At 63.6% G+C, this 24,768-nt stretch carries 23 protein-coding genes and 2 pseudogenes; 16 read left to right on the top strand and 9 right to left on the bottom strand.

Translation table 11 applies throughout. From position 1 onward, the window contains the following. From M9924_21145 to M9924_21100, 10 genes are all read left to right on the top strand, one after another. The coding region (locus M9924_21145; protein MCO5066877.1) for a branched-chain amino acid ABC transporter permease at positions 1–347 on the top strand (347 nt) is incomplete at its 5' end. Between the two features lie 34 nt (positions 348–381). Then, entirely contained in the window at positions 382–1,290 is a 909-nt protein-coding gene (locus M9924_21140) for a hypothetical protein (protein ID MCO5066876.1), read from the top strand. A gap of 52 nt (positions 1,291–1,342) precedes the next feature. Then, positions 1,343–2,275, top strand: coding sequence for a 3-keto-5-aminohexanoate cleavage protein (locus M9924_21135; protein ID MCO5066875.1), 933 nt, complete (start codon positions 1,343–1,345; stop codon positions 2,273–2,275). A gap of 193 nt (positions 2,276–2,468) precedes the next feature. Continuing rightward, on the top strand, positions 2,469–3,716 hold the full coding sequence (locus M9924_21130; GenBank protein MCO5066874.1) for a Rieske 2Fe-2S domain-containing protein: 1,248 nt from the start codon (positions 2,469–2,471) through the stop codon (positions 3,714–3,716). Continuing rightward, on the top strand, positions 3,713–4,207 hold the full coding sequence (locus M9924_21125) for a hypothetical protein (protein ID MCO5066873.1): 495 nt from the start codon (positions 3,713–3,715) through the stop codon (positions 4,205–4,207). Before M9924_21130 ends, M9924_21125 begins: the two co-directional genes overlap by 4 nt. Further along, the gene (locus M9924_21120; GenBank protein MCO5066872.1) at positions 4,204–4,545 is read left to right on the top strand and encodes a non-heme iron oxygenase ferredoxin subunit; all 342 of its coding nucleotides are present in this window, start codon (positions 4,204–4,206) and stop codon (positions 4,543–4,545) included. Before M9924_21125 ends, M9924_21120 begins: the two co-directional genes overlap by 4 nt. Before the next feature lie 71 nt (positions 4,546–4,616). Beyond that, positions 4,617–5,327, top strand: a complete 711-nt coding sequence (locus M9924_21115) for an aldolase/citrate lyase family protein (protein MCO5066871.1) — start codon at positions 4,617–4,619, stop codon at positions 5,325–5,327. Positions 5,328–5,431: 104 nt separating this feature from the next. Continuing rightward, the gene (locus M9924_21110) at positions 5,432–6,295 is read left to right on the top strand and encodes an amidohydrolase family protein (protein ID MCO5066870.1); all 864 of its coding nucleotides are present in this window, start codon (positions 5,432–5,434) and stop codon (positions 6,293–6,295) included. Between the two features lie 55 nt (positions 6,296–6,350). Next, a complete protein-coding gene (locus tag M9924_21105; GenBank protein MCO5066869.1) occupies positions 6,351–7,163 on the top strand; it encodes an SDR family NAD(P)-dependent oxidoreductase in 813 nt (270 codons plus the stop codon). 12 nt (positions 7,164–7,175) lie between these two features. Next, positions 7,176–8,144, top strand: coding sequence for an alpha/beta hydrolase (locus tag M9924_21100; protein MCO5066868.1), 969 nt, complete (start codon positions 7,176–7,178; stop codon positions 8,142–8,144). A 28-nt stretch (positions 8,145–8,172) separates the two neighbouring features. Here M9924_21100 and M9924_21095 read toward each other — a convergent pair whose 3' ends face one another. Further along, positions 8,173–8,823, bottom strand: coding sequence for a GntR family transcriptional regulator (locus tag M9924_21095; GenBank protein MCO5066867.1), 651 nt, complete (start codon positions 8,821–8,823; stop codon positions 8,173–8,175). A 404-nt stretch (positions 8,824–9,227) separates the two neighbouring features. On the opposite strand from M9924_21095, the gene M9924_21090 reads away from it, so the two are divergent. The 3 genes and pseudogenes from M9924_21090 to M9924_21080 all read left to right on the top strand — a co-directional run bounded on the left by M9924_21090 (position 9,228) and on the right by M9924_21080 (position 11,135). Next, positions 9,228–9,689 carry a nuclear transport factor 2 family protein gene (locus M9924_21090; GenBank protein MCO5066866.1) on the top strand — a complete coding sequence of 154 codons (462 nt, stop codon included), beginning with the start codon at positions 9,228–9,230 and terminating at the stop codon, positions 9,687–9,689. A gap of 177 nt (positions 9,690–9,866) precedes the next feature. Then, positions 9,867–10,463: a transporter substrate-binding domain-containing protein gene (locus M9924_21085; protein ID MCO5066865.1), complete on the top strand. Its 597-nt coding sequence runs from the start codon at positions 9,867–9,869 to the stop codon at positions 10,461–10,463. A gap of 423 nt (positions 10,464–10,886) precedes the next feature. Further along, positions 10,887–11,135 (top strand): annotated as a pseudogene (locus tag M9924_21080) (transposase). Here the strand turns inward: M9924_21080 and M9924_21075 are convergent. The 8 genes and pseudogenes from M9924_21075 to M9924_21040 form a co-directional block, all read right to left on the bottom strand. Then, positions 11,122–11,464: pseudogene (locus M9924_21075) on the bottom strand (autoinducer binding domain-containing protein). The pseudogenes M9924_21080 and M9924_21075 overlap by 14 nt on opposite strands. 99 nt (positions 11,465–11,563) lie before the next feature. After that, positions 11,564–15,025, bottom strand: coding sequence for a pyruvate carboxylase (gene pyc / locus M9924_21070; GenBank protein MCO5066864.1), 3,462 nt, complete (start codon positions 15,023–15,025; stop codon positions 11,564–11,566). 83 nt (positions 15,026–15,108) lie between these two features. Beyond that, complete coding sequence (locus M9924_21065; protein MCO5066863.1) at positions 15,109–16,266, bottom strand: acyl-CoA/acyl-ACP dehydrogenase; 1,158 nt, start codon at positions 16,264–16,266, stop codon at positions 15,109–15,111. A gap of 216 nt (positions 16,267–16,482) precedes the next feature. Beyond that, positions 16,483–17,301 carry an enoyl-CoA hydratase/isomerase family protein gene (locus M9924_21060; GenBank protein ID MCO5066862.1) on the bottom strand — a complete coding sequence of 273 codons (819 nt, stop codon included), beginning with the start codon at positions 17,299–17,301 and terminating at the stop codon, positions 16,483–16,485. A 37-nt stretch (positions 17,302–17,338) separates the two neighbouring features. Continuing rightward, positions 17,339–18,490 carry an acyl-CoA/acyl-ACP dehydrogenase gene (locus tag M9924_21055; protein ID MCO5066861.1) on the bottom strand — a complete coding sequence of 384 codons (1,152 nt, stop codon included), beginning with the start codon at positions 18,488–18,490 and terminating at the stop codon, positions 17,339–17,341. 34 nt (positions 18,491–18,524) lie between these two features. Next, positions 18,525–19,457: a hydroxymethylglutaryl-CoA lyase gene (locus tag M9924_21050; GenBank protein MCO5066860.1), complete on the bottom strand. Its 933-nt coding sequence runs from the start codon at positions 19,455–19,457 to the stop codon at positions 18,525–18,527. A 160-nt stretch (positions 19,458–19,617) separates the two neighbouring features. Further along, on the bottom strand, positions 19,618–20,451 hold the full coding sequence (locus M9924_21045; GenBank protein MCO5066859.1) for an enoyl-CoA hydratase-related protein: 834 nt from the start codon (positions 20,449–20,451) through the stop codon (positions 19,618–19,620). 52 nt (positions 20,452–20,503) lie between these two features. Continuing rightward, positions 20,504–21,844, bottom strand: coding sequence for a LacI family transcriptional regulator (locus M9924_21040; GenBank protein MCO5066858.1), 1,341 nt, complete (start codon positions 21,842–21,844; stop codon positions 20,504–20,506). Between M9924_21040 and M9924_21035 the strand changes: the two genes are divergently transcribed. The 3 genes from M9924_21035 (at position 21,783) to M9924_21025 (ending at position 24,763) form a co-directional block, all read left to right on the top strand. Continuing rightward, the gene (locus M9924_21035) at positions 21,783–22,727 is read left to right on the top strand and encodes an acetaldehyde dehydrogenase (acetylating) (GenBank protein MCO5066857.1); all 945 of its coding nucleotides are present in this window, start codon (positions 21,783–21,785) and stop codon (positions 22,725–22,727) included. The two genes, M9924_21040 and M9924_21035, sit on opposite strands and share 62 nt — an antisense overlap. Then, positions 22,706–23,755 (top strand): 4-hydroxy-2-oxovalerate aldolase, encoded by a 1,050-nt coding sequence (gene dmpG / locus M9924_21030; protein ID MCO5066856.1) that lies wholly within the window; start codon positions 22,706–22,708, stop codon positions 23,753–23,755. Before M9924_21035 ends, dmpG begins: the two co-directional genes overlap by 22 nt. Positions 23,756–23,941: 186 nt before the next feature. Then, positions 23,942–24,763 (top strand): enoyl-CoA hydratase-related protein, encoded by an 822-nt coding sequence (locus M9924_21025; protein MCO5066855.1) that lies wholly within the window; start codon positions 23,942–23,944, stop codon positions 24,761–24,763. Positions 24,764–24,768: the final 5 nt, after the last annotated feature.

Raw genomic sequence — 24,768 nt, 5'->3', positions numbered from 1 at the left:
CCGCCGCGCTGCTCGGCATCCCGGTCAACCGAATGCTGATGCTCTCTTTCATGCTGTCGGCCGCGCTCGGCGCCATCGCCGGCATCCTTGTGACGCCGACGCAGGTGACGTCCTACAATGCCGGCATCTCCATCGGCATCAGCGGATTCATCGCGGCCATTATCGGCGGCTTCGGCAATGCCGGCGGCGCCATCGCCGGCGGCATCCTGCTCGGCGTCCTCCAGGCCGCCGCCATCGTGACCTTCGGCGCCGGCTTCAAGAACGTCGCCGCGCTCTCGGTCCTCCTCGTCGTCCTGTTCTTCTTCCCGGCGGGCATCTTCACCCGCTGGCAGGGCAGGTGGCACTGACGAGCCCCGCCTCGCATTCCGTGGAGTGACAGCGATGTCCTACGACAGCACCGATCCGCGCGCCGCGCTCGCCGCCTCCGCCGCGGCGCGCCCCGCCACCCCGACCGTCTACACCGGCGCCGAGCTCGACCTGTTCTACGACCAGCCACCGCAGGACGACGATGCCAACGGCCGGACCTGGTACATCCACGGCCAGAACATGATCCTCGCCTATACGGAGGCGAAGCCGGGCGCGACCTTCGCCCGCACCAATCGCGACGAATACTGCATCTTGGTGCCGGACCGCGACACGCCGGCGGATGTCTCCGCGGCGGGCGGCAAGGGCCACACGGACGGCCATGCGCTGATCATCATGCCGCCGGGTGAGGGCTCGCTGAGCCTGCCGAAGGGCGGCCGGTTCGTGCGGCTTTTCTCGCCCTTGGCCGACGACCGCGCCGTGAAATGCGCCAACCGCGCCTCGTTCCTGTCGGCGCACCTCAACATTCCGCCGTTCAAGTCTTGGCCGGAGCCGAAGGACGGCTTCAGGATCCGCATCTACACGCTGGACGTGCCCGACGAGCCCGGCCGGTTCGGGCGGATTTGGCGCTGCACCACCATGATGGTGAACTTTCTGGCGCCTCAGGTCGGGCCGCGCGACGTCAGCAAGCTCTCGCCGCATCACCACGACGATTTCGAGCAGTGCTCGCTCGCGCTGGAGGGCGGCTCTATGCACCATCTCCGCTGGCCGTGGACGGTCGACATGCGTATGTGGCACGACGATCTGCACCTGTCGGTCGGCTCGCCCTCGGCCACCATCATCCCGCCGCCGGTCATCCACACCACGCGCGGCATGGGAGAGGGCGTCAACCAGTTGGTCGACATCTTCTCGCCGCCCCGCCTCGACTTCTCGGAAAAGCCGGGCTGGGTGCTGAACGCCGACGAATACCCGATACCGTCCGCCTGATCTGCCCGACCGGAAGGACCGATTTCGAACGCTCTTCTTGAAAGGAATTTCCGTGGCGAAGCGCGGCAAGGTCATCATCACCTGCGCGGTGACGGGTGCGATCCATACGCCCTCCATGTCCCCCTACCTGCCCGTGCAGCCGGAGGAGATCGCGGACGCGGCGATCGGCGCGGCCGGGGCGGGCGCGGCCATCGTCCACCTCCATGCGCGCGATCCCCGCGACGGCCGTCCGAGCCAGGCTCCGGAGCATTTCCTGCCCTTCCTCCAGGTCATCAAGCAGCGCAGCGACTGCGTGGTCAACATCACCACCGGCGGCGCCCCGAGCATGACGGTCGAGGAGCGGCTGCAGCCGGTAACGCAGTTCGCCCCCGAGGTCGCCTCGCTCAACATGGGCTCGATGAATTTCGGCCTCCACCCCATGCTCGGCCGCTTCAACGAATTGCGGCACGACTGGGAGCGGCCCCATCTCGAAGGCTCGCGCGACCGCGTCTTCAAGAACACCTTCGCCGACATCGAGAACATCCTGTCGATCTGCGCCGAGAACGGCACGCGCTACGAGATCGAGTGCTACGACATCGGCCACCTCTACACGCTGGCGCATTTCGTCGACCGCGGCCTCGTGAAGCCGCCCTTCTTCATCCAGAGCGTGTTCGGCATCCTCGGCGGTATCGGCCCGCATCCCGAGGACGTCATGCACATGAAACGCACGGCCGACCGGCTGTTCGGCGACGACTACCTCTGGTCGGTGATCGGCGCCGGCCGCCACCAAATCCCGATCGTCACCATGTCAGTCGCGCTGGGCGGCAACGTCCGCGTCGGGCTGGAGGATTCGCTGTGGGCGGGGCCGTCGCGGCTGGCCGAAAGCAACGCCCAGCAGGTGAGCACCGTCCGTTCCATCATCGAAGGCATGGGCCTGGAAGTCGCCACGCCGCAGGACGCACGCGACATGCTCGGCCTGAAGGGTGCCGACAAGGTCGGCTTCTAGCCGGCAGCCAAGAGCAGGCTTGCTGGCCCCGGAGCCGCCAGTTGAACACCGGCGCGGCCGCCCGATTTGCACCCGCCGCCGAAAGCGGCTTGACCGCCGGGAGATTAATTATTAATAATCTGACTTGCACGACGGATCGCGCCGGCGCCTCGGGCGACGCGGTGCCCGAACGTCAAGAATGAGGATGATGGTGATGGATGCGGCGGCTCCCAGATACTGGCCGGAAGCGCAGGCGGGATCGATCCCCTACTGGATCTACACGGACAAGGACAACTACCTCGAGGAGCTCGAGCGCGTCTGGTACGGGCCGCATTGGCTCTATGCGGGGCTAGAGGTCGAGGTGCCGGAGCCCGGCTCCTACAAGACCACCGTGCTCGGTGCCCGTCCCGTCGTCATCTCGCGCGCCAAAGACGGCACGGTCCACGCGTTCGAGAACCGCTGCGCCCATCGCGGCGTGCGCATCTGCCAGGAGCGCTTCGGCAGCGTCGAGAGCTTCACCTGCCCCTACCACCAGTGGAACTATGCGCTGGACGGCGCGCTGCAGGGCGTTCCGTTCCGCCGCGGCATCAAGGGCGAGGGCGGCATGCCGCGCGACTTCGACCCGAAGGCCAACGGCCTGCGCAAGCTCAAGGTCGAATGCGTCAACGGCGCGATCTGGGCGTCGTTCAGCCACGACATGCCGTCGTTCCGCGAATATGTCGGCGAGACGATCTGGGGTCGCTATTCGCGCGTCTTCTCCGGCAAGAAGCTCCGGATCATCGGCTACAACCGCCAGCTCGTCCCGTCCAACTGGAAGCTGATGCTGGAGAACGTCAAGGACCCGTACCACGCGGCGCTCCTGCACGTGTTCTTCGCCACATTCGGCCTCTACCGGCCCGACCAGAAGAACGCGCTGGAGATGGACGAGAGCGGCGCCCATGCCTGCCTGACCGCCATCATGCCGCCGAAGGATGCGGCCCCGGCCGATGGCAATGCGGTCGCGACCTCGCTGCCGGGCTTCGACGCCGGGCTGCAGCTCGCCGACAGCCGCCTCATCGAGGGCGTGCGCGAACTCACCGGCACCGAGACCGTCAGCGTGATGAGCCTGTTCCCGTCGGTGATCCTGCTGCAGCAGCTGAACTCCATGCAGGCCCGCCAGATCGTGCCGCGGAGCGTCGACAAGTTCGAGTTGATCTACACCCATTTCGGCTTCGAGGACGACGACGAGGAGATGCAGGCCCGCCGCGTCCGCCACGCCAACCTCTTCGGCCCGGCCGGCTTCGTGTCGGCCGACGACGGCGAGGTCCTGCAGATGACGCAGGAAGGCATTTCGCCCGACGCCGAGAACGCCAGCGCGCTCGTCAGGATGGGCGGCGCCGAGATCAAGGACGCAACGCATATGGCGACCGAGAGCGCCATCCGCGGCATGTATCGCTACTACAGAGAGGTAATGACCGCGTGAACGACCTTGTCAGAGCCCAGCTCGCGGTGCCTTCCCGCGACGAGCTGCACGATTTCTACGACAGCTACTTCGAAACGCTGGACTCCGCCCGCGTTTCGGAATGGCCCGACTTCTTCGTGGACGACTGCGTCTACCAGATCATCCCGCGCGAGAATTTCGAGGCCGGGTACCAGCTCTGCACCATGCAGGGCGACAGCAAGGGCATGCTGATCGACCGCGCGCAGGCGATCCTGAAGACGCAGATGTTCGCGCCGCGCTACTGCCGCCGGCTCTATTCAGGCCTGCGGATCACCGGGCGCCGCGACGGCATGATCACCGTGCGGCAGACGCTGGTGGCGATCCAGACGCTTATCGACGGACCCTCGGAGATTCTGGTCTGCGGCGTCGCCAACGACGTGCTGGAGATCGGCACGGTCGGCCTGCTCTTCAAGGAGCGCATCGTCGTCATCGACAGCGAGATGATCGCGAATTCCCTGATCTACCCGATATGACCGTTCCTTTCGTCAGGGTGGCTTCGGTCGCCGAGCTCGTCGATGCGGGCGGCCTTCTCGGCCGCGTGGTCGAGGGCCTGCCGGTGGCGCTCTTCGCCGTCGACGGCAGCTATTTCGCCACGCTGGACCGCTGCACGCACGGCGCCGTGCGCCTGTCCGAGGGCTATCTCGAGGGGACGCTCATCGAATGTCCGCTCCACCAGGGAGTGTTCGACGTGCGCACGGGCGCGGTCGCCGGCCCGCCGTGCACCCGCGCGCTGGAGACTTTCGAGGTGAAGGAGGAGGGCGGCGAACTCTTCGTCGCCGTGCGCAAGCCTGCCGAAGCGCCGCCGGCCTAGCGAGCCCACACCGCCGGCGGACACCGCAGGGAATCGGGAGCGTGACTTAGCATGCAGCAGAGACGCCGACCTTGCACGCCTCCGAGATCCTCGGTCTGGTCGGCTTCGACTTCGTCGTCATCGACCAGGAGCACGCGCCGCTCGACCGCCAGGCGACCGACCAGATCCTGCTCGGGACGAGGGCCGGCGGCCTGGCCGGGCTGGTCCGCGTCGCCGAGTCCACGCCGGCGAAGCTGTTGGCGGCACTCGACGACGGGGCCGCGGGCGTGCTGGTGCCGCATGTGTCGAGCGCGCGCAAGGCCGAGGACGTGGCGGCCGCCTGCCGCTATCGCGGCGGCAGTCGCGGCTTTTTCAATTCGCCGCGCGCCGGCGGCTATAGCAGCCTGTCCATCTGGAAGCATGTCGACGTCAACGACGAGGCCGTGACCGTCATCGCCATGATCGACGACCCGGAGGCGCTGGACGAGCTCGACGCGATCATGGCCGTTCCCAGCATCGACAGCGTCTTCATCGGGCGCGGCGACCTGACGGTCGCGCTTGGCGCCGCCGGCATGGACGCGGACGAGATCATCGCGATCGCCCAGAAGATCACGCAGGCCGCGCGCCGCGCCGGCAAGCCCGTCTGCATGATGGCGGGTAGCGCAGCCGACGCGCAGCGCTTCCAGGCGCTCGGCGTCAGCGCCTTCGTCGTCTCGTCCGACCAGGGCATGATGCGGCAGGCGGCGAGCAAGCTGGTCTCCGACTTCGCCGCGCTACCCAAACCGGCCGCTTCGGGACGCTGACGGACATTCCGGGCCGACGGCGCGTTTCATCCGCCGCGCGCCTTGACCATGAGATTAATTATTAATACTCATAGTGCGAAGCAGGCGCACAGACGGAGAAATACATGTCTTCGACCGAGATCTTGGCCGTCGATTGCCACCTCCACGCGCATTGGCCGCGGCGTTTTCCCTACGCTCACAAGAACACCAGCTTCATCGAGATGGACAACGAGGCGGCCAGCGCGGAATCGCTTTTCCCGACGCTGGAAGCCCACGGCGTCTCCCACACGATCATCGTCCAGCCGGGCGCCTACGGCACCGACAACCGCGCCATGCTGGAGGCCATCGCGATCAGCAACGGCCGCGCCAAGGGCGTCGCTTGCGTGCCGCTCAATGTCTCCGGCGACGAGCTGGAGGATCTGAAGCGCGGCGGCATCGTCGGCATCCGGGTGAGCCTAGTGACCTGGGACAGCGAGGCGTTCGACCGCCCCGAGATCGCCAACTTCCTGTCGCGCTGCCGCGAGCACGACCTCTACGTCGAGGTCTTCGCGCCGACGGCAAGATGGCCGGCGATCCTCACCAAGCTGATCGCATCCGGCGTCCATGTCATCGTCGAGCATGTCGGCTGGCCGACCGTCACCGAAGGAACCGGCACGCCGGGCTTCCAGGCCTTGCTCGAGTATGGCCGGTCGACCAATGCAATCATCAAGATTTCAGGCGGTTTCCGGTTGACGCAGAGCGGCGGGAACTATGACGACGTGAAGCCTTTCGTCACCGACGTCGTGGAAGCATTTGGTCCGGACCGTTGCGTCTGGGGTAGCGACTGGCCGCTGCTGGACTCGCATCTCGGTCCGCTGGAGCGGCCCTTCCTTTGGAAGCTTGACTATTCCACGGAATTCAACTCGCTTGCCCACTGGGTTCCCGACGAGTCGGTGCGCCGCACCATCTTGTGGGATACTCCCGCCAGGGTTTTCGGATTCCAACGTTGATTTGATCCTTTTTGACGCCCTCATCGCCAAGGTCGATGGGCGAGTGGAGGTATTAATGGCTGAGAAGATTTGGTTCGTTACAGGCGCATCGCGCGGCTTCGGCCGTCTGTGGACGGAAGCGGCGCTCAAGCGCGGCGACAAGGTCGCGGCGACGGCGCGCAAGCTCGAAGCGCTCAAGGATCTGCATGAGGCCTATCCGGATTCGGTGCTGCCGCTGGCGCTGGACGTCACCGACCGTGCGGCGGTCTTTGCCGCCATCGACCAGGCGCACAAGCAGTTCGGCCGCATCGACGTGATCCTCAACAACGCCGGCTACGGTCTCTTGGGAACGGTCGAGGAGGTGAAGGAAGAGGACGCGCGCGCCCAGATCGACACCAACCTGTTCGGCGCGCTCTGGGTGATGCAGGCGGCGGCGCCGATCATGCGCGCGCAGGGCAGCGGCCACATCATCGGCGTTTCGAGCATCGGCGGCCTGATGGCATGGCCGGCGGCGGGTCTTTACCAGGCGTCCAAGACCGCGCTCGAAGCCGTGACGGAGGCCTTTGCCGGCGAAGTTTCCGACTTCGGCATCAAGGTGACGCTGCTGGAGCCTGGCGCCTATGCGACCGAGTGGGGCCCGGTGGCGGTCGGCGCCGCGACGATGCCCGAATATGACGGCGCCCGCCTCAAGCGCAACGCCATGCTGAAGGACATGCAGGCCAAGGACCCCAAGAAGACCACCGACGTGGTGCTGCAGCTGGTCGACATGGAGAACCCGCCGCTGCGCCTGATGCTCGGCAGCGTCGTGCTGCCGATGGTGCGCGGCGTCTATCAGAAGCGCCTCGCCGAATGGGACGCCTTCTATCCGCTTGCGTCCACCGCGGAGTGACCGGAGCGCAGGATGTCCCGCCCCGACAAAGACATCCATCCGCAGGCCTATGCCGCCCATATCCAGTTGGTCGGTGATCAGGCGCGGCGTGCCGGAATTCCGGCATGGCGAGCGGATAACGTTGTACAGGGCAGGGAGTCTTTCCGTTGGCTCGCCACCGTCAAGCTGACCGGCGCGCCGCCCGCGGTCGCCGACGTGCGCGACATCGTGCTCGATCTTGGCCACGGCCGGCGGCCGGCCCGTTTCTACAAGCCGGACGCCGCAGGCGACCTGCCGACGCTGATCTATGTACATGGCGGCGGCTACGTGGTCGGCGGGCTGGACGAGGTGGATGCGGAGGCGCGGCGTCTGGCATCGAGTCTCCCCGCCAACGTCGTCTCGATCAGCTACCGGCTGGCACCCGAGCACCAATGGCCTGCCGCGATCGAGGACACGCACGATGCCATCCAGGCCGTAATGGCCGGCCGGGCCGGACTGCCGGCGGGACCGGTCTTGGTCCTGGGAGTCAGCGCCGGCGCAGGCGCTACGGTCGCGGCAGTGCGCCGCCTGATCGAGCTGGATCAGCCGCTGCCCTCAGCCTTGGTGCTGCTGAGCCCTTGGCTCGACCTGAGCCTGTCCTCGCCATCCTACGCGCTATATCGCACCGGCTATGCCCAGGAGACCTCGCAACTCGCCGACTTCAGGGACCTGTATGTCCCGAGCGGGATGGATCTTGCGCATCCGGAACTTTGCGCTGTCAGGCACTCGCTGCCGGACAACTGGCCGCATACGATCATGCTCGCGGCCGAGCGCGATCCCATGGCGGATGACGCAGCCCTGTTCGAGCGTCGGCTGCGGGAGGCGAATGCGCGCTGCGAGCTGCGCTACATGCGTGGAATGCTCCACGGCTCCCACACCTGGTATCAGAGGATTCCTGCTTTAGCGGAGGACCTTGGCTGGCTGGACGATTGCATAAGGCGACAGTTCAGTGACGCCGCCTGACTAGCTCGGCACGCGTGTAAGGACCGCTTCAAATGGTGCCTTTTATCCGCAGGCCGGCGAGTATCTGCTGCGTCAGCGCCCGTGTCGCGGAACGGGCGCGCGCCGTGTCGCCTTTGCAGACATATTCGATCACCTGCCGGACCATTTTGCGGGCCTTCTGGCTCGGACTCCTGGTCAAGGACGCATTGACATAGACAAGCGTGCTGAGCATCGTCGTATCCCAGATGCCGCGCAGAGCCGCATTGCCGGTGGCGTCGACCAGCCATCTGGACAAGCTGCCGTGGAATTCGGGATGTCCGGACTCGCCCAGCCTGTCGAACCAGTCATCGATGCGTGCAAGCAACTCTTTGCCGCTCTCGACCATTTCGGGCGTACAGCGCCGGGCCGCAAGTTCCGCCGCATACTCCAGAAGCGCGGTTCGAACCTGGAACATCTCGACGATCTGCGCATCTGTGAGCGATCTCACCCATATGCCGCGGTAAGGTTGGCGTTCCGCCAACCCCTCCGCGACGATCGTCTGAAGAGCCTCGCGAATCGGGCCGTTCGAAAAGCCGAACTCCGACCTCAACTCCGCCTCCAGAATCCGTTCGCCGGGCTGATACTTCCCGTCGAGAATGCGCTGGCGAAGGATGTCCGAAAGCCACCCCGGCCGCGAGAAACGATGGCTCTCCGCTGCCAAGGGAGGGCCGCTCTTGGCAGACGTTTTTGGGGCGGCCGGCCTTGCGGCGCGCCCGTTGTCGCTGGTCTTGGAACGAGAGGTGCTCACCCGGAACCTGTAGAATTAATAATGAATTATCCTGCCATAGCGAGGCGAGTTTGACAAACACCCATTGAAGTCGAAACAGCGGATGACGAGTAATACTGCACCCGATCCCGTGCTGTCATGCGTTGCCGATCACCGCGCTTTTGGGGCATCTCGCGCGAAGCCACTTCGCCCTCCGCCATTGCAAATCACCTCCCGCGCGATTATTGAATATTAATAATTTTGCGGCCATCTCCCTTCCGCGCCGATCGGCATCGGAAGGCCGACGACGGTCTGGGACATGTCGAAATGGCTGCGCGTATCGGCGGGAGGGATATGAAATGTCGCTGACCCAGGAACGCTTGTGGACCAGTTGGGAGCTGCACACGCTGCTTGTCGACTACTGGCACGACGTCGATACTAATTGGGGTCGCAATGCCGCCAGCTACTATACGGAAGACGCCCTGTTCGAGGGTTCGCAGGCGAGCTACCGCGGCCGCGAGCAGATCGCGAAGTTCTACAGGTGGCGCGAGGACCGGGGCGCCAGAACCGCCGTCCATTTGGTCAGCAATTTCCGCGCTGAGCTTCTTGGCCCCGCGGAGGCCCTATGCACCTGGTATCTGCAGCTCTACGCCGCCGACGGCGTGCCGGTGCTTCCAACGCATGCGCCGATCTTGGTGGCTATGATGACCGATCGCTGCCAGCGCCTCGATGAGGGTTGGCTGTGCAGTCACCGGAAGTTCGAATCCTGGTTCGAGGGCGGGATAGCGACTACCAATCCCGTGCTCGACGCGTCGCGCTAGCGGGCGGTGTCTTGTCGATAGTTTTCCATCCTCGCTGACAAGGGCGCTGAGCAACAAGGTTGGGGCCACGCCAAAAGGTAGGTCGAGGAGGAACCGGTGACCACTCAGAAAGCCGAACTTTCCCGGCAGTTCGCCCCGCATGGGCGGCTGCGCGTCGCGTTAAATCTGGCGAACGTCATGCTGGTGGTGCGCGATCCATCCACCGGCTTGCTGCGCGGCAAGGGCGTCACGCTCGCGAAGGAACTCGCCCGCCGTCTCGATCTGTCCCTTGACATGGTCAGCTTCGGCACCGCAGGCGAGATCCTTCGTGCGCTGGGTCAGGACCTTTGGGACGTTGCATTCTTGGCGATCGATCCTGCGCGCGCCGCGAACCTCGATTTCACCGCGCCCTACATGACCATCGAAGGCACCTATTTGGTCGCGACGGCGTCGACCTTCCGGACGGTAGGGGATGTGGACAGGCGAGGCGTACGGATCGCGGTGAGCCAAGGCTCGGCGATCGATCAGCATCTTACTAAACTGGTCCGGAACGCTGAACTGGTCCGCGCGCAGGGCGACACCGGGGCAACCTCGCTCACGCTTTTCAGAGAACTGGGCCTTGATGCGCTTGCCGGGGGGCGTCAACAGCTTGCTGGATACGCCGAAGGCAACCCGGAACTGCGGGTCTTGAGCGATCATTTCCTGCTGGTCCAACAGGCAATGTGCCTACCCAAAGGACGCGCTGAGGCGGCGGATTTCCTGCGCGACTTCGTTGAGGAAATGAAGGATGACTAAATCGAGCGCGAGGTGTCAGTCATTTCATGGACCACTTTTATTCGAGCAACTTGGAATGCAGCGCGATTTGAACGGGAAGCCATGCCGGGCCCATTGAGACACCAGCGCTGATTGTTCTGAGGAAAATTGCTAACGAAGTCCCTCGCCGGATGCAGCAAATGCTCGTAACCAATTCGGTAGAGGAATTCCCCGCGCACGCGGTCCATCACAGCAAAGGTGACCGCCGGCCGTCATTCGCCTAATCGACATGAACCCTGAGCTGTCGCGCATCTGATGAACCAACACGTCCTATGTCCTGGAAGCAGCAGCGAGAACTGGCCAACGACGACCATCGCCATCGACGACGCACATGTTTGTCAGCTCAAGCGACACATCCAGGCCTGCGTAGAGCCGGCGTCTCCGGAACCGAAGCCCCGACTACGCCTTCTGAATGAAACCCTCTTCTCGTCACTGCCCCATGCCCGATCAGCGCTTTCATACTGGCGCAGCGATTACAACGATCACCGCCCGCACTCCGGCCTCGGCTGGCTGACAACCGCCGAGTTCGCTCAGACCATCAACCCGCGACGTGATGTGGTGCTGCGCAGCCGAAATGGCTCCGCACGGCAACCCGCCGCCACCGCCCCAAATACAGCAACCCAAAACCGCTGGAGCGAACTCAAAATTGGATAAAACTTAGGGGCAAGGTCAGTCCGAACGGAGTTCTGACCGGGATGCTAATGCCTGAGCTGATGCCAAAGTCGCCCGCTTCCTTGTAGAATACTCTCACCGCCTTTGAGGACGCTTGTCTTGGCCTACCTGCCTCCCACGTGAAGGCTTCCAATCTTGCCCGCGCTGACGCAACGACGGGGGTCGATATGCGTGTATCCACGAGATAGGTAGCGAACCTGCCACTCCGCGGGATAGTTGGACATGGCGTAGGTTCGGACCGGTTGGACATTGAGATAGGCATAGCAGTCGAACCCAAGCTCGCGAACAAGTCCTGATAGAGAGCCTTTCAGCGATGCCTCAGACGAAGAAGCCGATGTCAGGTCAATCAGTCGCTGGAACCAAGTTTGCGTAGCGGTCTCTCAGTCCGGTCAATCATGAGGTCTTTGATCTTATCGCTTCTGCATCACCACCAGCAGGTCCTTGGCGTCGATCTGGTCGCCGGCCTTAACCAGCACCTCGGCGATGATGCCGTCGCGCTCGGCATGCAGAGCGGTCTCCATCTTCATCGCCTCGATGGACAGGAGCACATCCCCGGCCTTCACCGCCTGTCCTGCCGCCACGGCGAGCGTCGAGACGACGCCGGGCATCGGCGCGCCGACATGCTCCTCGTTGCCGGCCTCGGCCTTGCGGCGCGCCTTGCCGTTCGCGGCGCCATGGGCGCGGTCGGGAACCTTGACGCGGCGCGGGTGGCCGTTGAGCTCGAAGAACACGGTGACCATGCCCTTCTCGTCGACGTCGCCGATGGCGAGGCAGCGGATGACCAGCGTCTTGCCCTTCTCGATGTCGACGAGGATCTCGTCCTCCGTCTTCATGCCGTAGAAATAGGTCGGCGTCGGCAGCACCGAGACGGGGCCATAGACATCCTGCGCCGCCGCGAAGTCGGAGAAGACTTTCGGATACATCAGCCAGGAAGCGAACTCGTGTTCGGAGAGCGGCCGGCCGAGCTTCTCCTCGATCTCCTTGCGGCTTGCCTCGAGATCGGCGGACTTCAGCAACGAGCCCGGACGGACGGTGATCGGCTTGTCGCCCTTCAGCACCTTCTTCTGCAGCGCCGCCGGCCAGCCGCCGGGCGACTGGCCGAGGTCGCCGCGCAGCATCGACACAACCGAATCCGGGAAGGCGATGTCCTTGGCCGGGTTCTCGACGTCGGCCACGGTGAGGTCCTGGCTGACCATCATCAGCGCCATGTCGCCGACCACCTTGGAGGATGGCGTCACCTTGACGATGTCGCCGAACATCAGGTTGACGTCGTGGTAGGCCTGCGCCACCTCGTGCCAGCGGGTCTCCAGCCCGAGCGAGCGCGCCTGCTCCTTGAGGTTGGTGAACTGGCCGCCCGGCATCTCGTGCAGGTAGACCTCCGAGGCCGGCCCCTTGAGGTCGCTTTCGAAGGCCGCGTACTGGTTGCGCACGGCCTCCCAGTAGAAGGAGATTTTCCGGATCGCCTCGGGATCGAGCTTCGGGTCGCGCTCGCTGCCCTTCAACGCTTCGGCGAGCGAGCCGAGGCAGGGCTGCGAGGTGTTGCCGGAAAAGGAATCCATCGCCGCGTCGATCGCGTCGACGCCGGCCTCCACCGCCGCCAGCACCGTCGCAGCGGACAGGCCCGAGGTGTCGTGGGTGTGGAAATGGATCGGCAGGTCCGTCTCCTCGCGCAGCGCCTTGAACAGCACGCGCGCGGCGGCCGGCTTCAGCAGGCCCGCCATGTCCTTGACCGCGATGATGTGGGCGCCGGCCTTCTCGAGGTCCTTCGCCAGCCCGACATAATATTTGAGGTCGTATTTGGCGCGCGCTGGGTCGAGCATGTCGGCCGTGTAGCACATCGCCGCCTCGCACAGCTTGCCCTCCGCGAGGATGGCGTCCATCGACACGCGCATGTTCTCGACCCAGTTCAGGCAGTCGAACACGCGGAAGAGGTCGATGCCCCCCGCTGCCGCCTGCCTGACGAAGTGGCGCACGACATTGTCGGGATAATTGGTGTAGCCGACGCCGTTGGCGCCGCGGAAAAGCATCTGCAGCAGGATGTTGGGCGCTGCCTCGCGCACCTTGTCCAGGCGCTCCCACGGGTCCTCGGTCAGGAAGCGCATGGCGACGTCGAAGGTCGCGCCGCCCCAGCATTCGAGCGAGAGCAGCTCCGGCAGCGAGCGCGCATAGACGCCGGCGATCCTGGCGATGTCGTAGCTGCGCATGCGGGTGGCGAGCAGCGACTGGTGGGCGTCGCGCATCGTCGTGTCGGTGACGAGAACGTGCTTCTCGGCGCGCATCCAGGCGGCGAATTTTTCCGGGCCGAGCTCGTCGAAGCGCTGCTTGGAACCGGGCGGGATCGCGCCGCTGAGATAGGGCACGATCGGTTCCGCCGTGTCCGGATTGGGCTGCGGCCGGCCGCGCGTCTCCGGATGGCCGTTCACCGAGACGTCGGCGAGGTAGTTGAGCAGCTTCGTCGCGCGATCCTGTCGCTTCACCTGCGCGAACAGCTCCGGCGTCGAGTCGATGAAGCGCGTCGTGTAGGAATTGTCGCGGAAGGATGGGTGGTTGATGATCGCTTCGAGGAAGGTGAGGTTGGTCGCCACGCCGCGGATGCGGAATTCGCGTAGCGCGCGGTTCATGCGCTGGATCGCCTCCAGCGGCGTCGGCGCCCAGGCGGTGACCTTTTCCAGCAGCGGGTCGTAGAAGCGGGTGATGACCGCGCCGGAATAGGCGGTGCCGCCGTCAAGCCTGATGCCGAAGCCGGTAGCGCCGCGATAGGCGGTGATGCGGCCATAGTCCGGGATGAAGTTCTGTTCGGGGTCCTCGGTGGTGATGCGGCACTGCAGGGCGTGGCCGTTGAGGCGGATATCCTTCTGTGCGGGGACGCCGGACTCCGGCGTGCCGATGGCAAAACCGTCGAGGATGTGGATCTGCGCCTTGACGATGTCGATGCCGGTCACCTGTTCGGTCACCGTGTGCTCGACCTGGATGCGCGGATTGACCTCGATGAAGTAGAACTTCCCGCTGTCGGCATCCTGCAGGAACTCGACGGTGCCGGCGCCGACATAGTCGGTCTCCCTGGCGATCTTCAGTGCGTAGCCGCAGAGCTCCTGCCTGAGTTCGTCGGAGAGGTAGGGCGCTGGGGCGCGCTCGACGACCTTCTGGTTGCGGCGCTGGATCGAGCAGTCGCGCTCGAAGAGATGCACCGCTGTGCCGTGCGTGTCACCGAGGATCTGCACCTCGACATGGCGGGCGCGCTCGATCAGCTTCTCGAGATAGACCTCGTCCTTGCCGAAGGCCGCCTTCGCCTCGCGCTTGCCCTCGACGACCTCGCGCACCAGGTCGGCCTCGTTGCGGATGGCGCGCATGCCGCGCCCGCCGCCGCCCCAGGAGGCTTTTAGCATCACCGGATAGCCGACCTCGGCTGCCAGTTTCTTCACGGCCTCCATGTCGTCGGGCAGCGGATCGGTCGCGGGAATGACCGGCACGCCGACCTCGATGGCGAGGTTCCTGGCGGCGACCTTGTTGCCGAGGCGGCGCATCGTCGCCGGCTTCGGGCCGATGAAGGTGATGCCGGCGGCAGCGCACGCCTCGGCGAATTCGGGGCTTTCCGAAAGCAGGCCGTAGCCGGGATGGATAGCGTCGGCGCCCGACAGTTTTGCGACGCGGATCACCTCCTCGATCGACAGGTAGCTCTCGATCGGCCCCATGTCGCGGTCGAGATGCGGCCCGCGCCCGACCTGGTAGCTCTCGTCGGCCTTGAAGCGATGCAGCGAATATTTGTCCTCCTCGGCCCAGATCGCGACGGTCTTCAGCCCCAGTTCGTTGGCCGCTCGGAACACGCGAATGGCGATTTCGGACCGGTTTGCGACAAGGATCTTGCTGATCATTGCATCCCAAGGAACATCATTCACAATTGCAGACTCGTCGCCCGAGTCCGCAACGTGATGAGAATTCGGAGCCAAGCAACGACCTACCCCCGGAAGGCGGGTAGACCGGTCAATTCGCGACCCTCAATGAGGGTTAAGATCTGGTTGGTGCCGTCGGGTATCGGCAGCATCCTTACGTCCCGATAGAGCTGCTCCAGCCCGACCTCGCGACTGATGCCCATGGCGCCGTGAATCTCCATAGCCAGGGTGATGGCCTTTTGGCTCTGCGCGATAGAATATCTCTTTGCCATCGCCGAAACCTGGTTGGCGCGTTCGCCATTATCGATGCACGCGAGCGCATGATAGCAAAGAACCCGGCTGGTCGTGACCGCAGTCGCGATTTCAGACAGGGCTTCCTGAATGAGCTGGAAGCCTCCGATTGGTCGCCCGAACTGGTGACGCTCCTTGGCATACACCAAGGCCGCGTCCAGAGCCTTCTGTGCGAGATGAACGGCAATCAGCCCGTAGATCGCGCGGTTGATCAGCCACGTCAGCGTCAGGATTCGCGGCGCGTCGCCGACCGAACCGAGCGTGTTCCGGCTGAACGCAGTGCAATCGTCGAAATTGACCTCGCCCAAATGGCCCTGCTGCAATCCCAGCACGGGAATCGTGTCTGTTTCAAACGGCGATTCCGCACGATCGACCGCGACGCGGATGATTTCGTTCTGCCCATCGCTGCGGGTACCGAGCGAGGCAGTGACATTCATCACATCGCAGATGGCCGCATTCGTAATCCACATCTTGCGCCCGTTGATGACGACATGTTCTCCCGACCGCTTGGCCCTGGTGCTGATAGCGTGCGAATTCGAGCCGCCGCCGGGTTCGGTGGTTCCGGTGCAGGCGATCTTACGTGCCGAAATCAGGTCGGGAAGAAGACGTTCCCGCTGCTCGGGGCTGCTCTCCATGAAGATGCGATGGATCGTCACCTCGTGACTCATCAGGCACATGGCGACCACGGGAGGCAGTTGCTCGAACATCAGCCCCATCGTCATGGCCGACAGCCCCGAGCCGCCCTCGGCTTCCGACATCCGCGCGCAGGTGAGCCCCTGACTTGCCAGAAGCTCGAGGATCTTCCGCATCGGCTCTTTCGGCAAAGGCTCATGCGTGGGATGGCTCTTGAGGACCGGCTCGATGTCCCGGGCAACGAGCTTCGCCATCGATTCCTGGATCAAGCGCTGCTCGCTTGAGAGACTGAACATCATGGAAGACCTCCTAAGGAAATATCGAACAGATGGGCAGGCCGCGGCGGGCCCGGTTGAAGAGCAGCAGGGCCACCCGCAAAATCCGACGACCGAGCACGCGCCACGCCAAATTTGAAACGTTTCTATCGAAGTGGCAGTTAGGCGCTCCTGGTCTGCCGTGCTGCGGCTGTTCTGCGACGCATATCTGGCGGATGCTGACGCGCCGGGCGAGAATTCCTAGGAGACGGTGCTTTCGGCCTGGCTCCGGTAATAGTCGGGTTCGCGTTTTTCCAGTATCGCCGCCTTTCCCTCGGCATAGTCAGGTCCGAAGAAGCTCATGACTTCCAGTGCGAGGGAGTGGTCGAAGATCGGGCCGGCCTGACGCAGCCAATTGTTCATCGAGGATTTGATGGTGCGCATGGCCAGAGGGGAACTTTGCGCTAGGCGGGACGCGACCGCGATCGAGCGCTCGTCCAGTTCGTCACTCTCCACCGCGAGTGAAATCAGCCCGATCCGTTCGGCTTCCTGACCGGTTATGGTTTCGCAAAGCAGGAGATAGTACTTGGCCTTCGCCATGCCGCATAGAAGCGGCCAGATGATCGCCGCATGGTCTCCGGCGGCGACTCCCAGCTTGGCGTGGCCATCGCGCAGCTTCGCATCCTTCGCGGCGATGGTTATGTCCCCGAGCAGCGCACAGGCCAGGCCGGCGCCGACCGCCCATCCCCTGATCGCGGTGACAATCGGCTTTGGAAAGTTGATCATATTGTAGACGATGTTGTGGGCTTCCTTCATCATCGCCATCCGCTCCTCGAAGCTGGGAACGGCCGAATGCCGACGAAGGTCGCCGCCGGCGGAGAACGCTTTGTCGTTGCCGGTCAAGATGACTGCTGAAACGCTCTCGTCCGCCTCGATATCGCGCCAGATCTCGCCCACCTCGCGATGCAGCGCCGAATCCATCAGGTTGAGGGGCGTATCGGTGTTCAGCGCCACGCGCAGCACACGAGGCGCGGGCATGTCGAATTTCAGGCGTGTGTAGTGTGAATAGCGTTCGAACACCAATTGTCCTCCCGATTGGCCCTGGCGGGCAAACACTTCAATAGGATCGCGGCAGCCCCAGAATATGCTGCCCCACATAGGCCAGGATCATATTCGTCGAGATCGGCGCGGTCTGGTATAAACGGACTTCGCGCCATTTCCTTTCGATATCGTATTCTTGGGCAAAGCCGAACCCACCATGGGTCTGCATTGTCGTGTCGGCCGCCTTCCAGGTCGCCTCGGACGCAAGCATCTTGGCGATGTTGGCCTCGGCCCCGCAGGGCAGGCCGGCATCGAACAGTGCAGCGGCCTTGCGGCACATCAGGTCGGCCGCCTCCAGTTCGGCGTGGGCGCGGGCCAGCGGGAACTGGATGCCCTGGTTCTGGCCGATGGGTCGGCCGAACACTACCCGCTCCTTGGCATATGTCGTCCCCTTGTGCAGCAGCCAGCGGCCGTCGCCCACGCATTCGGACGCCACCAGGATGCGCTCGGCATTCATGCCATCGAGAATATACTTGAACCCGCGGCCTTCCTCGCCGATCAGGTTTTCCCGGGGTACTGACAGGTTGTCGAAAAACACTTCCGTCGTGTTGTGGTTTATTAGCGCTTTGATCGGCTTTATTTCCAGCCCGTGACCTCGCGCCTCCCGCAGGTCGACGATGAACACGGAAAGGCCGTCCGAGCGCTTCTTGACCTTGTCGATCGGCGTCGTCCGAGCCAGCAGGAGCATCAGGTCGGAGTGCATGGCACGGGACGTCCAGACTTTCTGGCCGTTGATGACGTAACGGTCGCCATCGAGGACCGCGCGCGTCTTCAGCTGCGTCGTATCGGAACCGCTTGTCGGCTCGGTCACTCCGAACGCCTGAAGTCGAAGTTTGCCGCTGGCGATCGCAGGCAGATATCGGGCCTTCTGCTCGGTGCTTCCATGCCTGAGAAGTGTGCCCATGATGTACATCTGGGCATGGGCAGGGCTGGCAACGCATCCATTGGCGTTGATTTCCTCCAGGATCACCGCGGCAGCCCGCAGAGGAAGACCGGAACCGCCGAGCTCCTCCGGTATCAGGGCCCCAAGATATCCCGCCTCGGTGAGGGCGGTGACGAACTTGGTCGGATAACCCGAAACCTCGTCCAGATTGCGCCAATACTCGCTGGGGAAACCTGCGCAGATGCGCTTCACGCCTTCGCGCAGCTCCGGAAAATCTCTCCCCATCTCAACCGAGATCGGCGCATTTGCGTGTTCATTTTCAGCGAGCATCGGCAAACTCCACGTCGGTTCTGGGCATCCCGGCCCTCGCGATCGCTCCGGCGAATTCCGCCTCCGGCAACCAGCCTTCGATTTTCCGCCTGAGGGCAATGACCCCGGCAATATCGATGCCGGTTTCCAAGCCCAGCCGGTTCAGCAGGAATGCCGTGTCTTCAAGATTGATGTTGCCCGAGGCGCCGGGCGCGAACGGACAGCCGCCCAGGCCTCCGATCGAAGCGTCGAAGGCTCTCACCCCGGCTTCCACCGCGGCAGTGACGTTGGCGAGACCCAGTCCGCGCGTATCATGGAAATGGCAAGCCACAGGTAGCGGAGCGACTGCGCCGATCACTGAACGCAGAAGGCGCTTCACTTGACCCGGATCGCCGTAGCCGACAGTGTCGGCCACGACAATTTCGTCCGCTCCAAGCTCGGCGAGTCTGGCCGCGATCTCGACCACACGAGCTTCGTCGACGGCGCCCTGAATGGTGCATCCGAATGCAGTCGCGATGCAGCCTCCGAGCGTCGGCTTGGTGCCGGCCTTGAGATTCCTTGCCTCGACGACATCGGAAAAATCGCGGAGCGAGCTGTCGGTTGTGCGGCCGACATTCGCCTTATTGTGAGCTTCGCTGGCGGAAAGGACGAAGTTGATCGTATCGAGGCCGCACGCCAGGGCGCGTTTGGCGCCTCTGCGGTTCGGCACCAGCGCCGCAGCCTTGAAAGTCCTCATGCCGACCGCCCGGCGCGCGACCTCTTCCGCGTCGGCGAACTGCGGAAGGAGCTTGGGCGGAACAAACGACGTCACCTCGATTTCACCGATCCCCGCACTTGCTGCCGCCGCGAACCATTCGGTCTTCTGATCGGTGGTGAGGATGGTCTTGACCATCTGCAGGCCGTCGCGCGGCCCGACATCTCTCAAATGTGCAACATCACGCATATGCGAACCCTGGCAGCGCCCGCAGCGAGCGCATATCAATTCCACCACATATTAGAAACGTTTCCATTCTAATGCAATGGCCCCTTCTGTTTTCTGTGTCCGTGTGTTCGAGGATAGTGACGACTTACGCCGACCGCGCGGAGCTCAGCCTGTGCAGCGTTCAGCGGCCATGGAAGATGGGCTCGCGTTTTTCCACGAAGGCCTTGACGCCTTCCATCCGATCTTCCGTGGAAACGAGACGGTTATAGGCCTCAATCTCGAAGAACATTCCCGTGCGAACGTCCATCTGAAGCCCCATCGTGATGGATTTCTTGGCCTGAATTATTGACAGCGGTGCGTTGTCCCTGATGCGCCCAGCTGTGGCGAGCACACGATCTTGAAGTTCGCCGGAAGGACACGTGAGGTTGATCAGCCCCCATGACAGCGCGTCGCCCGCCGAAAACGTATCCCCGGTCAGGATGATCTCCCTGGCCCGCGATTCCCCGATCTTGCGCGGAAGTTGCTGCGTGCCCGCCCCTCCTGGCATGATCCCGCGTTTGACCTCAGGGAATCCGAATTTGGCGTGCGCGGCCGCATAGGCGAAATCGCAGTTGAGGGCCAGTTCGAGTCCTCCAGCCATCGTGTGACCGTTCAGCGCGGCGATGATCGGGATTGGGCATTCCCAGACAGTCCGAACCATGCGTTCGAATATCCGGTGCTGCGCAAAGAAATCCGAATCCGTCATGCCGTCGCGCTCCTTCAGGTCGGCGCCGGCGCAGAAAACGCGATCGCCAGTGCCCGTCAGGATGGCGCAGCGAAAGGCAGAGGGGTTGCAGATGAGGAAATGAAACACCTCAGTGATCTCGCGCCCCATCATGGTTGTGAGGGAGTTGGCCGCGGCCGGGCGATTCAGCGCGACACGAATGATATGCTCGGCTGGTTCGTCGATCGCCAGGGTTTCAAAGGACCGCCGGATGCCGATATCTATTGCCGTTTCGTTGAAACCAGTTGTCATGGCGGAACCTCGGGAAGTGGGTGCCGGACGCATTCGCCCGCGCAAATGCGTCTCAAAATGAAGACGGCGCGAAATCAGGGCTTGCGCTGTGGGGCGGCGAGCAAGATCCGCGCTGGATAAGTTCGGTCGGGAAAATCATGCTTTGCCTTGGCAGTTTGCCGGTTTCGAGGCGGCGCAGCAGGAACTTCGCAGCCACCACGCCGAGCTGGTCATGCTGCCACCGCACGGTTGTGATGCCGGGCTGATAGAGCTGCGCCAGCTCGCTGTCGGCGCCGCTGATCACCGACAGGTCCTCGGGGATTTTCAGAGCGGCGTCGCGCGCCGCCCTGATTACACCGGCCAGCATGGCGGTGCCGCCCGCAAACACGGCGGTCGGCCGCTCGCGCAGCCGGAACAGCATGGCGGCCTCGCTGTAAGCAAATTCGGTGCTGAACGACCCGAGCCGGATCATCTCGTCAGGGACGGTCAGACCGGAATGCAGGAAAGCGTCGCGAAACCCTGCCAGCCGCTCGATTGCCGGCCGCACGTTCGGCTGACCGGAAATGAGCGCGACACGCCTGTGGCCCATGGCCAGAAGATGCTGCACGCCCGCCCTGGTTCCCGATCGATGATCGACGAGGACGCTGTCCAGCTCCGCGGGATTGTCGCGATCGAGCAGCACCACCGGAATTGGCAATTCACGCAATACTTTGAGCAGGTTGGGGTCATCCTCGGCGGACGTCGCCACGACGATGCCGTCAGCGCGCCGCATCGCCAGCCTTTTCAGGATTGCGATCTCGCGGGTGCCGTCATGATAAGATGAGGCCACCTGCAATCCGAAGCCCTTCGAATCGAGGACCGACTGCATGGCGTCAACAAACATGTTGAGGATGGGCACGGAGAAGTCGCGCGCCACGTAGGCGAAGGTTTTCAGCAGTCCGTTTCGCATCGACTGCGCGATCGGGTTCGGATTGTACCCCAGTCGGAGGATGGCCGTTTCCACCCGATGCCGGGTCTTCGCCTTCACGCCCTCGACCGAGTTGACCACGCGCGAAACCGTTCCGATGCCGACTCCGGCCTCCCTGGCGACGTCCTTTATGGTCGCGGAGGCTGGAGACGATGATGAGTTTTTCTGATCCGCTCGGGTCAAGATGTAATTCCATGAATGCCGCAGCCAGAATCTGCCACACAATGTTTGACATAGCAACATGGAAACGTTACCAATCCGCATGTGTGGATTGTCCTGGCCGACCCGACCTGGCAGATGCTGCACTGCGAGAGCCGCACGGCCCCGACTCATTCGGCCAAGTGCCACAGCACGCTTCTGATCGGAAACCCAAAAGGTGGCGACGGTGCCAAAAGTCAAATGCGCAATAATCGGATCTGGGAACATCGGCACGGATTTGATGGTCAAGATAGCGAGGGGGTCGGCCACGCTTGAAGTGTCGGCGCTCGTTGGCGTCGATCCGGAATCCGACGGGCTGGCGCGCGCGCGCCGGCTAGGGATAGAGACGACGAGCGAAGGGCTGGACGGACTGCGGCGCATGCCCTGTTTTTCCGACATCCGCATCGTATTCGATGCGACCTCCGCACGGGCCCATCTGCGGCATCACGCCGTGCTGGTGTCCGAAGGGAAGCAGGTGATCGATCTCACGCCGGCGGCGATCGGCCCGTTCGTCGTGCCGCCCGTGAACCTGGAAGCCAATCTCGATGCCAGCAGCGTCAACATGGTGACCTGCGGCGGCCAAGCGACCATACCGATCGTGGCCGCCGTCAACAGTGTCGCGCCGGTCGTCTACGGCGAGATCGTCGCTTCGATCGCCTCCAAATCCGCCGGGCCGGGAACCCGCGCCAACATCGACGAATTCACCGAAACAACCGCGGCGGCGATCGAAAAGATCGGCGGCGCGAAGCGCGGGAAGGCCATCATAATCCTCAACCCGGCCGAGCCGCCGCTCATCATGCGCGACACGGTATATTGCCTGTGCGAATCCGGAAGCAGGGAAGCCATAAGCGATGCCGTGCACGAGATGGTGGCAAAGGTTCGATCCTATGTACCCGGGTACAGGCTCAAACAGGACATACAGTTCGAGAACATCGGATCCAACGCACCGCTGTTTATTCCGGAACTCGGCCGGTCATTTACCGGCCTGAAAGTATCGACCTTCCTGGAGGTCGAAGGCGCCGGACATTATCTGCCGAAGTACGCCGGAAATCTGGACATCATGACGTCGGCGGCGATGAAGACCGCCGAACAATTCGCACGCGTGCGGAAATGGGAAGGGGTCGCAGGGTGAGCCAGACGCGGGTCTATATCCAGGACGTGACGCTCCGGGACGGGATGCACGCGCTGCGGCATCAATACGATCCGGGCCATATCCGCGCCATCGCCGAGGCCTTGGACGAGGCGGGCGTGGATGCCATCGAGGTCGCACACGGCGACGGGCTGACCGGCTCCACATTCAACTATGGGTTCGGTAAATGCACCGACGCGCAGTGGATCGGCGAAGCGGCAAAAGTATGCAGGTCGGCCAAGCTGACGACGCTGCTGATCCCAGGGATCGGCACGATCGCGGATCTCCGGCGCGCGCGGGACATGGGAGTGACTTCGGTGCGCGTGGCGACGCATTGCACCGAGGCCGACGTGGCCGCGCAGCATATCGCCGCCGCGAAGGACATGGGCCTGGACGTGTCAGGGTTCCTGATGATGGCCCATATGACCGACCCTGCCGGTCTCGCGCGACAGGCGAAACTAATGGAGGACTACGGCGCCGACTGCGTCTACTGCACCGATTCGGGCGGACGGCTGATCCCAAGCGATGTTGCGGCCCGAATGGATGCGTTCGGCGCGGCGTTGAAGCCGTCCACCCAGGTCGGCGCCCATATGCATGAGAACCTGTCCTTGTCGGTCGCCAATTCGGTCATAGCCGTGGAGCACGGCGCCTATCGCGTCGATGCGTCGCTGGCCGGGATTGGAGCCGGGGCGGGCAACTGTCCCATCGAAGCCTTTGTCGCCGTCGCGAATCTTCAAGGCTGGCAGCACAATTGCGATCTCTTCAAGCTTCAGGATGCCGCCGAGGCGCTGGTGAGGCCGTTGCAGGACAGAGCCGTTCGCGTCGACCGCGAGACGCTGACCCTGGGATACGCAGGCGTCTACTCGTCTTTCCTGCGCCATGCCGAAGACGCCGGCAAAAGGTACGGGGTCGATACCCGTGACATCCTCGTCGAAGCCGGTCGTCGGGGAATGGTCGGCGGCCAGGAGGACATGATCGTGGACATCGCGCTGAACCTGGCGAAGTCGACAGGCCCGCAGGCGACGACATAGTCCATCACCGCTCCAAATCCGGTCTTGACATAAAAATGGAAACGTTTCTATAACGATAGGAGCACGCTTGTGGTGACTCGTGGCTTGCGGCCGGAACTGGGGCGCGCGAGCTTGTCACCGCAAGGTGCATGGCGCCGCCGCCAGGGGACGGTCTTCACGCAGGCCGCAGCAGAGAGCAGCAGATCGATGGTTAAGATGACAGCGCTGGATGCCTTCGAGGACGTACTCTACCGGAAGGTCGACCACGTCGCCTATGTAACGATCAATCGTCCACACTGCCTCAATGCGCTGCGGACCAAGACCTATGAAGAACTCTGCGCGGCTGTGCGGGACGCGACGGACGACGCGTCGGTCGGCGTCGTCGTCATCGCCGGTGCCGGCGACAAGGCGTTTTCGTCCGGCGGCGACGTCAAGGCGCAGCGCATCCAGACCCAGGCGGGCGCGCGGCGCCACCTGCAGCGGATTCTGGCGCTCGGCCAGGCGCTGCGAAATTGCGATAAGCCCACCGTGGCGGTCGTCCGCGGGTACTGCCTGGGCGGCGGACACGAGCTTCACCTCATGTGCGACATGACCCTGAGCGGGGAAAGCGGCAAATTTGGCCAGGTGGGCCCGAACGTCGGCATGGTGCCGGTGTGGGGGGCGACGCAGATTCTTCCCCGGGTGGTCGGTGAAAAGCGCGCCAGGGAGCTGATCTACACCTGCCGGATGCTGTCCGCGGCCGAGGCCTTCGAATGGGGCCTGGTCAACCAGGTCGTTCCCGACGCTGAACTCGATGATCTCGTGGATGCGACCTGCAAGAAGCTGCTGGATATGAGCCCCCAGTCCCTGCGCATCGCCAAGCTTTCCCTGAACCACGCGGTGGACGCAATGTGGCCTTCCTTCGTCGACGGCATGGAGATGCTGTCCTTTCTCTACGGGACTCCCGAGCAAAGGGAGGGCGCGGCCGCCTTCTCGGAGAAGCGGAAGCCTAACTTCAATAAATTCCGGGCGGCAGATGCAGACTCGTGATCGGA

The sequence above is a fragment of the Rhizobiaceae bacterium genome, from assembly GCA_023953835.1.
In the GTDB taxonomy this organism is placed as follows: Bacteria; Pseudomonadota; Alphaproteobacteria; order Rhizobiales; family Rhizobiaceae; genus Mesorhizobium_G.
This window is presented reverse-complemented; position numbering and strand designations above follow the sequence as displayed.